This window comes from Armatimonadota bacterium (assembly GCA_023511795.1).
Lineage (GTDB): Bacteria > Armatimonadota > UBA5829 > DTJY01 > DTJY01 > JAIMAU01.
This window is the reverse complement of the sequence record JAIMAU010000002.1, coordinates 207,893-221,234: the sequence shown is the minus strand read 5'-3', so window position 1 is coordinate 221,234 and position 13,342 is coordinate 207,893. Positions and strand designations below refer to the sequence as shown.

The following is a 13,342-nucleotide window of genomic DNA, read 5'->3' as shown; positions in this document are numbered from 1 at the left end:
CGTTTGGAGGTGAAAAGAATTGGCGCATAAAAAAGGAGTAGGTAGCTCACGGAACGGACGAGACAGCAAGTCGAAGAGGCTGGGCGTCAAAGAGTTTGCTGGAGAATATGTAAAAGCTGGAAGCATTCTTATTCGGCAGCGTGGCACAAAGATCCATCCCGGCTTGAACGTCGGTCGCGGTGGGGATGACACCCTATTCGCCCTGGTGGATGGCTACGTGAAATTCGAAGGCAAGAAGACGCGCAAAGTAAGCATATATCCTTCCGTAGCGTAGAAAAGCAGGAGCAATATTATTTCTCCCGTCAGATCATGGGAGGAATAATATTCTTCTATACAAAGTTCTTGCGACTCGATTATCGTTCCGATGATCGAGTCGTTTTATTATGGCGCCTTCGCAAGGAGGGCAGCAATGTTTGTTGACGAAGCAACAATAAGCGTAAAAGCCGGCGACGGCGGCGACGGCATGGTTGCCTTCCGCCGTGAAAAGTTTGTGCCTCGAGGTGGTCCTGCAGGCGGCGACGGCGGCAGAGGTGGCAATGTTATCCTAGTCGCAGATGGCCGGCTCACAACCCTAATTGACTTCCATTACAAGCGAAATTACAAGGCACCCAGAGGCGGCGACGGCGGGCCTAATAACATGACTGGGAAAGACGGCGAGGATCTTTATATTCACCTGCCAGTTGGAACCCAGATCTACGATGCCGACTCTGGCGAACTACTAGTTGACCTGGACACAGAAGGCCAAATGTTTATCATTGCGCGAGGAGGACGAGGCGGCCGTGGAAATGCACGATTTGCCACACCTACACAGCGTACGCCAAGATTTGCCGAGCCCGGAGAACCAGGAGAGGAACGAAATCTTCGGCTCGAACTCAAACTACTTGCAGATGTCGGACTGATTGGTTTCCCAAATGTTGGCAAATCCACGCTAATAGCAAAAGTCTCGGCAGCCAAGCCCAAAATTGCAAATTATCCCTTCACTACCCTTACGCCAAACCTTGGCGTTGTGCGCGTTGATGAAGAAAACTCTTTCGTCATGGCGGACATTCCCGGACTGATTGAAGGTGCTCATGCGGGAGCAGGACTCGGAGATAGGTTCCTTCGCCACATAGAGCGAACTCGACTTCTCGTGCATATCCTCGACATATCTGGCTTGACGGGAAGAAACCCTTTGAATGACTTTGACGTCATAAACCGCGAACTTCGTCTTTATAACCCTGAATTGGCCAAGCTTCCCCAAGTCGTCGCATTGAACAAAGTTGACATAACCGGAGCCATGGAAACAGCAAGAGAGCTTGCACCCATATTCGAATCAAGAGGATTCAAAACATTCGCAATCTCAGCGGCCACCGGCTTTGGAGTCCAAGAATTAATCTACTTCCTTGCAGAAGAGCTTCGCAAATTAGACAAAATTGTGCCAACCCCCGCTGAAACACATGAAATAGTCCATATCGCACCAGAAAAAAGAGATCTCAAGCGCTGGGAAGCCAAGAAAGTCGGCGACCACGAGTTTGTCGTCGAAGGAAAACGCCTGGAAAGTGAGGTAGCAATGACTAACATAAATAATGAAGTGGCAATTCGCCGACTGCACCGCAAGCTCGATCGCTTAGGTGTACTGAAGACTCTCAAGGAGCTTGGAATAGAAAACGGCGACACCGTCAGAATCGGGGCAATCGAGTTTGACTACATAGAAGAAGAAGAAGTAGAATAGGGCGGTAGGTACTAAAGTGGACAAGAAGGCTAAAAGGGTTATTATAAAAGTCGGCACAAGCACCCTGACAAATAACTCAGGCAAAATAGACCGCCCGTATTTGACTTCGCTAGCCAGTCAAATTGCGAACCTTAGATCGAAATCAATCGACGTCGTGCTCGTCACGTCCGGAGCAATTCGAGCCGGGATAGAGCGAATGGGGTTGCCTGAGCGCCCGATGACAATGCCTGAAAAGCAAGCTGCTGCCGCCGTTGGGCAGGGTCTACTTATGCAAATGTATTCCGAGATATTTGAATGGCACGGCCTCACTACTGGCCAAATACTCCTCACCCGCGAGGACTTTGGCGATCGGCGGCGCTATCTCAACGCTCGTAACACCATGCTAGCGCTCCTTCGCCATGGCGTAATACCAATAGTTAATGAAAATGACACCGTTGCGGTAGATGAAATACGGGTGGGCGATAACGACAATCTAGCCGCTCTCGTTGCTTCAAGCCTCGGGGCAGATTTGCTTATTCTGCTTTCTGATGTACCTGGACTATGCAAGACAGACCCAGCAAAATCTGCGCCGTCCGAAGTTATCCCGCTAGTTACAAAAATTGACGACAATATTTGGGCAATCGCTGGCAAAGCTCGAAGCGGCACTGGCGGCATGCGCACAAAAATTGAAGCTGCAAAAATTGCAACAAAATCAGGCGTCGCAATGATTATTGCCGATGGGAGGCTGCCAAACGTTATCGTTGATATCGTTTCTGACAAACAAATCGGTACGAAATTCGTTCCTCAGAGATCAAGCTTAAGTGGTCGGAAACGATGGATTGCATTCGGAGCCCATGTTCGCGGCGAGATAATTATAAACGAAGGTGCAAAACGCATGATCCTAGAAGGAGGTAAAAGCCTGCTTGCCGCCGGAATAATAGGAGTGCAGGGAAGCTTCTCCACAGGCGACTTAGTAAGAATCGTAGACGAAGAAGGAAACCAAATTGCTCGAGGATTCGTCAATTATAGTGCAAGTGAAATTGAAAAAATCAAGGGACGGCAAAGCTCAGAGATCGAAGATATACTTGGATACAAGGACTTCGACGAAGTAATCCATCGCGACAATATGGCATTGGGAGTATAGCGCTCTTTTCCCACTAACCCCAAGCTAATGCAGGCAAAAACCTGTAAAAGCAGGATAAAGATATGTCTCGAATTGGCATAATGGGCGGCACGTTTGATCCTCTGCATTGGGCGCACCTGATTATAGCAGAGGAATCGCGGGAAAAATTTAATTTGGGGAAAGTGATTTTCATCCCGGCCGGCCAACCCCCGCATAAGATCACATATCCGGTTTCCGATGCCGAGCACAGATACGCTATGACGCTACTCGGAACGGCGTCCAACCCATATTTTGAGGCTTCCAGGCTTGAAATCGAACGTTCCGGCCCTTCATATTCAGTCGATACTATCCGCGAAATAAAAGGAATTTATGGGCAGAAAACGGAAATATATTTTATAGTGGGCGCAGACGAAATACTTGAAATCGAGAGCTGGCATGAAGCAGACCGGCTTCCCGAATTGACACGATTCATCGTAGCACCTAGACCTGGCTTTGACCTAACGGCGCTTGAGCAGCATCTGCCGCTCAAGTTCTTGAAAAGCATTGAGATACTTCCCATAGCACCTGTGGACATCTCGGCAACTAATCTAAGAGCAAGAATCGCTACGGGTAAAACTATTCGATATCTGGTGCCTGAGAAAGTTGAGCGGTATATTCGCAAGCATGGCTTGTATTTGGAGTGAGGGCACAATGGCACGCAGGCTCCCTCATTTAATAAATAATAATCGTGGTGTAGCACCAATACTGCTTGTTCTGCTTATTATCCTCTGCTTTGCAGCAGCAGTTGGCTTAGGAACACTCCTTGGCTACTACACCACTCACAGTGGATTCTCGCATAAGGTCAAAGAAATTATCGAGCCGCCCTTCGATGGCAAGAAAACCGTCCGCATACTCGTCATTGGCGAAGACGATACAGGAAAAAGAAACGAAACAAAACGCGGACTCTCTGACTCAATCATAATTGCCTCCATTGATTTTGATAAACAACAAGTGGCAGCTCTCTCTATTCCTCGAGATACAAGGGTAGACCTTAACGGATATGGAGGCATGCAAAAAATAAACGCAGCGCATGTGTTTGGCGGACCCATGCTCACCCGCTTAGCCGTTGCTCAACTTACCGGCATCGAGGCAGACTACTACATAAAAACAAACACCAAAGGGTTCAAGAAATGTGTGGATATTCTTGGCGGTGTGGAAATTGACGTTGAAAAAAATATGCGCTACATAGACAAATGGGGTGGCCTATATATAAACCTGGAGAAAGGCCGTCAGGTTCTTGACGGCGAACACGCAATGCAGTATGTGCGCTTCCGCCACGATGCCCTAGGCGACATCAGCCGCATCCAACGGCAACAGAAATTCCTTCGCGCCCTAGTAAAAAAAGCAGTCTCACCAATCAACCTGCCAAAGCTACCCCGATTGATTTCTACCATGCTTGAAAATGTCGAAACAGATATGACTCCGCGTGATTTAGTTGCGCTGGCAAAGCTAGCATCCAAGCTGGACCTAAGTCAAGTAGAGATGGAAACACTTCCCGGCGCACCACAGAACATCAATGGAATCAGTTACTGGATTGCAGACTCGCAAAAAACCGCCGAGGTCGTGGCTAAGCTTTTCTTCAGACAAGATACAACGCCAATCCCAGCAAAAATTGAGGTGCTGAACGGAAGTGGAGTACAGGGTGTGGCAAAAAAAGTTGCCGAGAGTTTAAAGCAAAGCGGCTATGAGATAACATCAGTCGGCAATGCTCCCAGCTTCAACTATACCACCAGTGAGATAGTATGTCGGATGAGAACCGACAAGGCAGCACGCCATGTTGCCGAAGTCACGGGAATCAGCGTCATCAGACGCGAAACAGATGAATCCGTTGGAGCCGACCTTACGATAATCATCGGGAAGGACCGAGCATTAGCATTTCAAGGGACTTAGAGGAAGCATTGTCACCCAAAGCTAGTCTCACTTCGGAGAAAAAAGCAAAGCTTGCACTATTAGCGGCTGAGGACAAAAAGGCTGTCGACCCAGTTGTGCTCGATGTCCGCGACAGAACAATCATGACCGACTTCTTTCTCATTGCTACCGGCACATCCGACGTCCACGTAAAAGCAATTGCTGACAATATCATAGAAAAGTTTGCAGACAAAGGCATAAAAAACAAGCGAGTGGAAGGTTATGAAGAAGCAGTTTGGGTGCTACTGGATTATGGTGACGTAATCATTCATATCTTTGCACCACGCGAACGGCAATATTACAATCTCGAGTCGTTTTGGACGGGCGCTGAAAGTAGTAGCCCTCCACCTCTGAGCCCAGAAGAGAGGCATGGTGAAACTTATGTCGCAGGAACTGAGCTATGAACAAGAACGTGAGATTGAACGGTTAATTGCACTTGCAACCCTCCAACGTATGAGAGGTCAGTTGACAGATGCCGAAACTTCCGCCCGAAAGGCTCTCGATATCAGCCCAAAGGACGTAACAATCCGTGAACTTCTAGCCGATATCCTCCACGAAAGCGGCAAACTTGAAACAGCATTGAGCGAATACCGGTCGGCTCTCGACCTTGCGCCGGGAAAGAAGTCGCTCGAGATAAAATTTGCCAAAGTAACCCTCGAAATCGCTCAGCGGGAACGCGAACGGGCATTAGCAAAAGACATGCTTGAAAATCCGCACAAATACGCACAGCCCGAAAGAAGCCCTCTTTTTGCCCTGATTCTTGCGATCGTGCCGGGTTGCGGACAGTTCTACAACCGCGACTATTTCAAAGGCTCGATTATCCTAGGAATTTTTATGGCGTTTCTTTTTACTGTCGCCTTTCTATCTCACTCATACAGCGGGGTACGTGACATCCCGACGCTTATTCAGAATACGCACCCAGCCGCAATCTTCATGGGCGTTGCGACACTTGCCTCATATATATACGGCCTCTTCGATGCTGCATTCTCTGCAAGCAAGACAAGCCGTAGTGAGAACATCGAAACTTGAGCCAGCATATCAATAGCTGCTTCAACTTTTAGGAGGAATCACTCTTTGTCTAGCTATCATACACCTCTAAAACGACCTCATGGAGCGTCTTTTGTCCTTCCGGGAACTTTGATAGACTTCCAACCTATACAAAAATTTGAACTGCCCAAATCAGGCTTATCGCTGACGCGCGCCTGCAAGCATGGGCAGTTCTATGCAGTAATAGGACATAGGTGCGCCCTTCTTGGCAAGGAAGCAGGACCTTTCGAGGTGTGGGGACACCCATTCAAGTATGCCTTCAATTGCAAGCTAACATTCGAGAAAGGCGGAAAAACGTTCCAAACAAGCGACTTATGCAATAAAATTGATGTTACCCCCGAAGCGACGTTTTTTAATTATGAAGGCAAGGGCATCAAGATTAGAGAAATCATCATTACTCCGATTAAGCAACCTGGAGTAGCTATTCTATTAGATATTCAGGAAGGTGCGCCGCTTAAGATAATATTCTCATTCCAGTCGGACCTTAAGCTTATGTGGCCAGCGGATTGGCAGGCGCGCCAGCCCGATTACGCGCTTGATGAAGCAACGGGGGCGTGGGTAATAATCTCCGGCGCAGAAGAACACACCGTCTTAATTGGCGCACCAGGAGCAAAAGCATGCAGCCTTGGCATTCATGACGAAAACCGCTATGTTGCAATCGATGTTTCTGCAGAAGAAGCACCTACTTCGTTTGTGCCACTCGTCATATCAGGCGACGTAGGCGGAGTCAATCAAGCTAGAGAAACCTTCATCGGAATTGGACAAAACATACCAAAAATCGCCGCTGAAAACGCTGCATACTACCGCAATCTCATCGAGACCACCTTGACCATTGAGACGCCAGATGCCGAAATTAATGAAGCATTTACGTGGGCAAAGGTTGGCCTCGACAAATGTTTCATGGAAACACCCTCAATCGGTGCAGGTTATGTCGCAGGATGGAATACATCAAATGACAGCGGTAGACCAGGCTTTGGATGGTACTTCGGCCGCGACTCAGCATGGGAATCGCTTGCCGCATGCCTTTACGGCCAGTATGAGAAAGTTAGACGCAACCTTGACCTCCTAGCAAAGCATCAAATTCTCTTTGGCGAAAACCGAGGCAAGGTGTACCACGAGCTAAGTGCCGCCCATGACTTCTGCTTCGACAAGAACTATGCTTACGTTGCCGGCGACTCAACCCCACTTTTCGTCATATGTATGGCTGCTTATCTCCGCTGGACCGGCGACCTCGACTACATTAAGATGAACTGGGGCCGAATCCGATATGCCATGGATTGGTGCTACCGTATGGACATAGACCGTGACCTACTTATAGACAACCCACCCGCAGGCCATCAATGGTACGACTACGGCGAGAAAAACATGGTAGATCTTGTCGCAATTTGGGCACATGCTCTTGACCAAGCCGCCTGGATGGGCCGAATGTTGAATGATTCCGATGCCGAACGGTGGGCTGCAGACGCCTCAAAAGTGCGATTAATACTTAACTCAGATTTCTGGAACACTAAAAGGGGATATATCTATGATCGCAAGCTTCCAGACGAGACCTTCTGCCACCTTACCACCGCCAACCCAGCAGTCCCACTCCTTTGGGGGCTTGTTCAACCCGAGAAAGCACAACGGGCAATCAATGTGCTTTTCGGCCCTGCCATGTATACTCCTTGGGGGACAAGAACAAACTCAAACCAGGACGACATCTACAATCCGTGGGGATATCACGAGGGAACCGTATGGCCGTTGGTAACCGGCTGGGCGTCCCTAGCGGCTTACAAGAATCATCGGCCTGAAGAAGGTCTCCGTGCACTAAAGGCAAACGCAGACCTTACAAAGGACTTCTCCTTGGGTTATATCCCAGAGATACTCTGTGGCGACGAACGAATTGCAGGTGGATGCCCACACCAAGGCTGGTCGGAAGCAATGATAATAATGCCACTCGCCAAAGGAATGCTAGGACTCGATGCAAATATCCTCGAAGGAACAATTCACTTGGGCCCACACTTGCCTCAGGAATGGGATAAAGTTCGAGTCCGCAACTTCCGCGCGGGGAATAATACTTTTGATATCAGCTTTGAAAAAACTGAGAATTTAATCTCCACTGTTATCCGCCGCACCTCCGGTTTCAGACATTTGAGCCTTCACTTTAACCCAGCAATTCAAAAAGATGCCAACGTCAAACTCGTTACAGTTAACGGAACGGCATTACAGGAAGGTGAATGGAATACACGGACAACAGCAACCGACAAGCACATAGAGCTAGTACTGCCAATTGGGGACATGTTGGAAATAGTAATAACCTTGCTAATATCAAACCAGCAAGAGGTTACCAGCTTAAAACTAGAAGGAAATACCCCATATTAGACCTTCGCTTGATATTTTAAAGCATTTTGGTTAAACTTGCCTAAAAAGCATTCCAGGAGGTAGAAGTATGAAACAACTGATTCCTCTCCTAACTTTTATATTACTGGCAACTATAAACGCAACGCGGGCCCAAGATGCGGCAAACCCCGCAGACGCATCAGCCACCGGCACATCTAAACCCACAATGATTGGCGATAATAATTCAAAAGACGCCAGCAATCCAGCCGAGTCGCAATACGAAATCGAAAAGGTGAGAAGGCGGTCCGTTCCGTTTGCTGTTACAATCGGCGCATATTACCCAACCAGTAAGAAAGTGAGAGACATTTTCGGCAGCAAATGGACAAGGTACGGTCTAAGGCCCCTCCCTATGGCAGAACCGAGAATCTGGCGACCAACATTTGATATTTGTTATTACAGGATGTCGCGCACCATCAATTCAGCCGAAAATTCCGTAACCCTTATTCCGGTAACCGTAGGGTTAATTCGTGGATTTGGAACGCCCGAAAATGTGCGCGGCTATGCCGCCGCTAACGCTGGATTGTATTTCTGCAATCTGGATGCACCTACCGCGGGTGTGAGTAAAGATGGCATTGGGCTAACCACAAATGTTTCACTGGGCTTGCTTCTAGGAAAAAGATTTTCCGCAGAGGGCAGATATGAGTTCATGAATAAATTTGCTGGGTTCGACTTCAGCGCGTTCACACTATCCGCGGCCTTTACAGTCTTTACAGCCAAATTCTAGAGGCCTTTAGATCGCCCAGAGAGACCCCCAAATAATTATCCACATCGCGGGCTGAGCTACTTTGCTAAGGTTAGCTATCAATTGTATGTTTAGAAAAACTTCGCTTTAAGCTTTAAAAGGACAACTTTCTTATTTTATAGAATCATCTATTACCGCATTTTTGCTCGTTTCTATTCAAAGGACGGGTGACTATGGCAACATTACTTATTGGTTATGATGTTGAGTGCGAGAGCAAACCAGAGATTACAAGGCATTTCTTGCATACGGTGGCGGAAGTCCACGCTAAGCATCCGTGCACTTTGTTCCTACTCGGCCTGGTCATCGAAAAGAATGCTGACTATTTAAAGAAAGTTGCAAACAATCGGATGTTTGACTTTCAGCAGCACACTTATTCACACAAGCTTTTGAAAACCATCTGTATCGATAGAAGAAATGGAACAATCGAAGTCCACAAAGGGGTATCACTTCAGGAGATTGAAGAAGAAGTTGCAAAAACCTCAGAACTCATAAGACAAGAGTTCGGCAAAGAATGTATTGGCTTAACCGGACCATGGGGATATTATCGAGGGCTAGCAGACCGCCCGGATATCCTCGAAGTGCTCCATCGGCTCGGAATACGCTTCACGCGGACGTATGGCCGTGACCAATTTGATTTTCAACCAGTAGCTTTCGAGATTCAACCCTTCTGGTATGATGCCCAGGGCTTCCCTGATATATTGGAAATCCCAATCCACGACTGGCAAGACGTTTACTGGCGCGGAATGCACGGCTGGGACGACATCAAAGGCTATTCTGACCACCTTCTATGGTGTCTTGATTACGTTGCACAGAGAAACCTCATCTGGAGCTACGCTTCCCACGACTGGTCCAGCATTCTAAAGGATTCCGACATGACCATTATCCGCACGCTCCTTGAAGCCGCAGATGAGCGAGGGGTTAAGGTTCAGTCATACCTAGATTATTACATAGAGCAAAAGGAGAAAAGAAATGCACAACAAACTGGCAATTGAAGGAGGCACGCCTGCGAAAACCACTCCAGAACCGCCAATGCTTCCAGGCGCATGGGAAATAGGAGAGGCAGAAAAGAAAGCCATTCTAGAGGTGCTCGATGAAAAAATTCTCTTCCGCTACTACGGGTCGCCGAACCGAAAGTCTAGAGTGCAAGAGTTTGAAGAAAGATTTTCAGCTCATATTGGCGCAAAACATGCCTTAGCAGTTAATTCAGGAACAAGCTCTCTCATTGCAGGCCTCGTGGGAGCGGGAATTGGGCCAGGCGATGAGGTTATAGTGCCAGCATATACGTTCGTTGCGTCGCCTGCTGCAGTAATTGCAGCGAAAGCTATCCCAGTCATCGCTGAAGTTGATAGTTCACTTACGCTCGACCCGAATGATTTCGAACGCAAGATTACAAAATACACGAAAGCTGTAATGCCAGTCCATATGCGTGGAACTCCCTGCGACATGGACCGAATAACAAACATTGCAAAAAAGCATGGCATAAAAATAATTGAGGACGTAGCCCAATCGTGTGGTGCAAGCTACAAAGGCAAGCCGCTTGGTACTTTTGGCGATGTCGGCTGTTTTAGCTTGCAAATGTACAAGGTTATTACCTCGGGTGAAGGCGGAGTCGTTGTTACTGATAATTCGGATATATACGACAAAGCACGCATGTATCATGACGCTGCCGTTCGCTTCTGGGGCAAAGACACAGGCATGGCCATCTTCCCAGGCGTAAACTTCCGCATGAGCGAGCTTGCTGGTGCTCTAGCCCTCGTTCAGCTTTCAAAGCTGGAAGATTTACTTGCACGGATGCGAGAAAACAAGCGTCGGATTAAGAGCCAAATTGAACCTAAGAAAGGTTTGGAATTTCGCAAGATTTACGATGAAAAAGGTGAGGCAGGTCTTAGCTTGGTTATGTTTATGCCGAACTCCGAGATAGCAAAACAAGTTGCGGCCGCACTCCAAAAAGAAGGTATTGGCGCCGGGACAATCTACAATCAAGGTATTCCAGACCGCCATATTTACACTAGTTGGGTTGAAATTTTATCAAAGACCCCTGATGTGCAAAAAGGATGTCCCTTCACCTGCGCTTTTTACAAGGGAAATGTCGAGTATTCACCAGATATGTGTCCACAGACACTAGATTATCTTGGCAGGGCAATACACTTAAACGTTAGCCCACTTCTTAGCCCAGAGGATTGTGATGCAATTGCCTTCGGTATAAACAAAGTAATGACAGCAATGCTGTAAAAAGAAAGGAAGGATTAATTATGGGACGCAAAACAGTGAGAATTCTCATTATTTTTGGGATAGCGACAATATGTGCATGGGCCCTTACAGGTTGCGGTGGATCAAGCAGAAACGGGCATATTCAAATATCCTTGACGGATGCCCCATTCGATGCCGACCAGATCAACATTAGTATAAAGAGCATAGATGTACATAAGGCAGGCGGCAGCTGGACCAACGTTAAAACGTACGACATACCACTAAAAGTGAACCTTCTAGACCATGCTTCTGGTAATCCTCCGCTCCTGCTTGTCGATGCACCACTTTCAAGTGGCCATTATACTCAAATCCGTCTTATGCTCGATTCGGCTGAGATAGTAAAAGGAGCCGACAGGTACGATGTTAATCTTAGAAATGTTGAGCAAACCGGTGTTAAGTGTGTTGGCGAGTTCACAGTTGAGCCTGGCCAGCTGTGTGCCATAATCCTCGACTTCAATGCCGGCAGGTCCTTTGTAAATAACCCACCTGGGAGCTCTAACTTCATGCTCATACCCAAGCTAACAATGTCGCCTTTGAACATTGCAACCAAAGTATTCGGCAAAGTTGAGGTGAAAGACCAAAGTGGCACACCCCAACCGATACCTGACGACGCCGTCATCAATGTCTATGCCGCTGGCCATATTGGTGAGGCAGAGTTCCTAATCTCCACTGCTGATATTGAACCCTCGGACGCCAATCCACTGATAGGATTATTCACAATCTCAGTCCTTCCGCAAGGAAACTATGATTTCCAAATCATCTTCAATGGCACGGTTGTAAAAGAAATTACAGGCCAAGCAATCACACCACCCGAAATCGATCTTGGTACAATTCTTGTAACGCTTCAGTAGTGCCAACCATAGGAGCGTTCGGCCAAGCTGAACGCTCCGCAACCCCTATATATTTAAGAAACCAGTATTTTTGCGAGTACTAATCGCCTCCAAACCCTCAGTTGGTTTTCCGATAATCCCAAATGAGTGCAAAGTAACGGCTGTGTCCGTTACTATCTATCGAGGGAGGTTCTGATGTCCGAGTGCCATTTCTGGTGGAGAGCCGGTGAGGTCCAATGGTGTGATATGACTGGCGAGTCCTGCAAATGTGGTGGCTGGGAAGAGAACTGCGATATGAGAAAGAAAAAGCGCTCAAAAGAAAAAGCCCGGCTAGTTGCAAAAGCCCATGCTTTAGCAGATGAAGATTTTTACGAAGACTATTAGGCAAAGTTTCTGAATTAACTTAAAGGCGACTCGCTTGCAATGTTGACAATGTAAATCCCTTATGCAAACGCCCACAGCTTCACGGCAGAAGTGTGGGCGTTTGCCAATACTTTACTATAGATTCCAATCAAAGTAATTCTTCTAATGAGCCTAACCGTACATCCAAAGGAACTTCCTCTTTTCGACCCTTGAGATACCAAAGCCAATCCTCAATAATGCGAGCTACTTTTGGGCCATCACACTTGCTTCCATCCAAAATATGGAGCATAAGGTCGAGCCTTACCTCGTCATGCGGCGGTATCGGCTTTTGAAAGAACTCATAGCCAATGATTATTCGCGCACCAAGCCTTTCGTAAAAGCGCAGGCGTTTAACTGGGTCCCCATATATTGGATGTGGCGGCGTCGAAATCGGATCAACCTCGAAAATCATGCTCGTGGCACCATCTTGTGCAAGCAGTTCCAGAGTTCTCTGATAGAGACGAGAGCCCAAACCCAACCTCCTTGCTGAAGGTGCAACACACAAATACCAAAGGTAACCGAGTCGAGCCTCTGGCGCAAACTGAAAAATACTTAAGCCAACGACTTCATCGTTGTCCAATGCTACAATCATGCGAGTCCGCCTTGGAACTTCTTCTTTCTCAAGCAAAGTGCGTAATTTGTTAAACGGATGTCGTTCTGGCGGTGGAAACGATTCCTCATAGAGCCACTCCACCTTTTCCATCAACTTGTCGAACCCTTCGGCCGAAGGAAAAACCTCTTTCAAAACTATCTTCATTTTCACTACACCAAAAATCTATTATACGAACAAGTAGTTCCTTTCCTCCCAATAGGTGGTAGAACGCCTCGTGCAAAACCTTTGGAATTTCCCGGTCTGGTTAAAAGCTTAAGGATGACCAATGAACCTAGAGCAAAAATATCTTGGCAAGACATTTTGGTGAAACTTATCATTA

14 protein-coding genes are annotated in these 13,342 nt (G+C 47.4%); 13 read left to right on the top strand and 1 reads right to left on the bottom strand.

Going from position 1 to position 13,342, the window contains the following annotated elements:
* Positions 1 to 19 precede the first annotated feature (19 nt).
* The 13 genes from rpmA to K6T99_03735 all read left to right on the top strand — a co-directional run bounded on the left by rpmA (position 20) and on the right by K6T99_03735 (position 12,392).
* A complete protein-coding gene (gene rpmA / locus K6T99_03795; GenBank protein MCL6518928.1) occupies positions 20 to 274 on the top strand; it encodes a 50S ribosomal protein L27 in 255 nt (84 codons plus the stop codon).
* A 135-nt stretch (positions 275 to 409) separates the two neighbouring features.
* Complete coding sequence (obgE, locus tag K6T99_03790; GenBank protein ID MCL6518927.1) at positions 410 to 1,711, top strand: GTPase ObgE; 1,302 nt, start codon at positions 410 to 412, stop codon at positions 1,709 to 1,711.
* 16 nt (positions 1,712 to 1,727) lie between these two features.
* Positions 1,728 to 2,834: a glutamate 5-kinase gene (gene proB / locus K6T99_03785; GenBank protein ID MCL6518926.1), complete on the top strand. Its 1,107-nt coding sequence runs from the start codon at positions 1,728 to 1,730 to the stop codon at positions 2,832 to 2,834.
* A gap of 62 nt (positions 2,835 to 2,896) precedes the next feature.
* A complete protein-coding gene (nadD, locus tag K6T99_03780; GenBank protein ID MCL6518925.1) occupies positions 2,897 to 3,496 on the top strand; it encodes a nicotinate-nucleotide adenylyltransferase in 600 nt (199 codons plus the stop codon).
* 7 nt (positions 3,497 to 3,503) lie between these two features.
* Complete coding sequence (locus K6T99_03775; protein MCL6518924.1) at positions 3,504 to 4,742, top strand: LCP family protein; 1,239 nt, start codon at positions 3,504 to 3,506, stop codon at positions 4,740 to 4,742.
* Positions 4,727 to 5,164 carry a ribosome silencing factor gene (gene rsfS, locus K6T99_03770; protein MCL6518923.1) on the top strand — a complete coding sequence of 146 codons (438 nt, stop codon included), beginning with the start codon at positions 4,727 to 4,729 and terminating at the stop codon, positions 5,162 to 5,164. Before K6T99_03775 ends, rsfS begins: the two co-directional genes overlap by 16 nt.
* Positions 5,142 to 5,789, top strand: a complete 648-nt coding sequence (locus K6T99_03765) for a hypothetical protein (protein ID MCL6518922.1) — start codon at positions 5,142 to 5,144, stop codon at positions 5,787 to 5,789. Before rsfS ends, K6T99_03765 begins: the two co-directional genes overlap by 23 nt.
* A gap of 45 nt (positions 5,790 to 5,834) precedes the next feature.
* The gene (locus K6T99_03760) at positions 5,835 to 8,168 is read left to right on the top strand and encodes a hypothetical protein (GenBank protein ID MCL6518921.1); all 2,334 of its coding nucleotides are present in this window, start codon (positions 5,835 to 5,837) and stop codon (positions 8,166 to 8,168) included.
* Between the two features lie 67 nt (positions 8,169 to 8,235).
* Positions 8,236 to 8,910 carry a hypothetical protein gene (locus K6T99_03755; GenBank protein MCL6518920.1) on the top strand — a complete coding sequence of 225 codons (675 nt, stop codon included), beginning with the start codon at positions 8,236 to 8,238 and terminating at the stop codon, positions 8,908 to 8,910.
* A 191-nt stretch (positions 8,911 to 9,101) separates the two neighbouring features.
* On the top strand, positions 9,102 to 9,920 hold the full coding sequence (locus K6T99_03750) for a polysaccharide deacetylase family protein (GenBank protein ID MCL6518919.1): 819 nt from the start codon (positions 9,102 to 9,104) through the stop codon (positions 9,918 to 9,920).
* The gene (locus tag K6T99_03745) at positions 9,898 to 11,160 is read left to right on the top strand and encodes a DegT/DnrJ/EryC1/StrS family aminotransferase (GenBank protein ID MCL6518918.1); all 1,263 of its coding nucleotides are present in this window, start codon (positions 9,898 to 9,900) and stop codon (positions 11,158 to 11,160) included. Before K6T99_03750 ends, K6T99_03745 begins: the two co-directional genes overlap by 23 nt.
* A 20-nt stretch (positions 11,161 to 11,180) precedes the next feature.
* Positions 11,181 to 12,029 carry a DUF4382 domain-containing protein gene (locus K6T99_03740; protein MCL6518917.1) on the top strand — a complete coding sequence of 283 codons (849 nt, stop codon included), beginning with the start codon at positions 11,181 to 11,183 and terminating at the stop codon, positions 12,027 to 12,029.
* Positions 12,030 to 12,203: 174 nt separating this feature from the next.
* Positions 12,204 to 12,392 (top strand): hypothetical protein, encoded by a 189-nt coding sequence (locus K6T99_03735; protein MCL6518916.1) that lies wholly within the window; start codon positions 12,204 to 12,206, stop codon positions 12,390 to 12,392.
* 127 nt (positions 12,393 to 12,519) lie between these two features.
* Here the strand turns inward: K6T99_03735 and K6T99_03730 are convergent, their stop codons facing one another.
* On the bottom strand, positions 12,520 to 13,167 hold the full coding sequence (locus K6T99_03730; protein MCL6518915.1) for a GNAT family N-acetyltransferase: 648 nt from the start codon (positions 13,165 to 13,167) through the stop codon (positions 12,520 to 12,522).
* Positions 13,168 to 13,342 lie beyond the last annotated feature (175 nt).

Excerpts from the sequence above, each read along its gene's own strand:
- obgE (MCL6518927.1), top strand. The coding sequence starts at position 410 with ATGTTTGTTGACGAAGCAACAATAAGCGTAAAAGCCGGCGACGGCGGC.
- nadD (MCL6518925.1), top strand. The coding sequence starts at position 2,897 with ATGTCTCGAATTGGCATAATGGGCGGCACGTTTGATCCTCTGCATTGG.
- K6T99_03775 (MCL6518924.1), top strand. The coding sequence starts at position 3,504 with ATGGCACGCAGGCTCCCTCATTTAATAAATAATAATCGTGGTGTAGCA.
- K6T99_03765 (MCL6518922.1), top strand. The coding sequence starts at position 5,142 with ATGTCGCAGGAACTGAGCTATGAACAAGAACGTGAGATTGAACGGTTA.
- K6T99_03755 (MCL6518920.1), top strand. The coding sequence starts at position 8,236 with ATGAAACAACTGATTCCTCTCCTAACTTTTATATTACTGGCAACTATA.
- K6T99_03750 (MCL6518919.1), top strand. The coding sequence starts at position 9,102 with ATGGCAACATTACTTATTGGTTATGATGTTGAGTGCGAGAGCAAACCA.
- K6T99_03745 (MCL6518918.1), top strand. The coding sequence starts at position 9,898 with ATGCACAACAAACTGGCAATTGAAGGAGGCACGCCTGCGAAAACCACT.
- K6T99_03740 (MCL6518917.1), top strand. The coding sequence starts at position 11,181 with ATGGGACGCAAAACAGTGAGAATTCTCATTATTTTTGGGATAGCGACA.
- K6T99_03735 (MCL6518916.1), top strand. The coding sequence starts at position 12,204 with ATGTCCGAGTGCCATTTCTGGTGGAGAGCCGGTGAGGTCCAATGGTGT.
- K6T99_03730 (MCL6518915.1), bottom strand. The coding sequence starts at position 13,167 with ATGAAGATAGTTTTGAAAGAGGTTTTTCCTTCGGCCGAAGGGTTCGAC.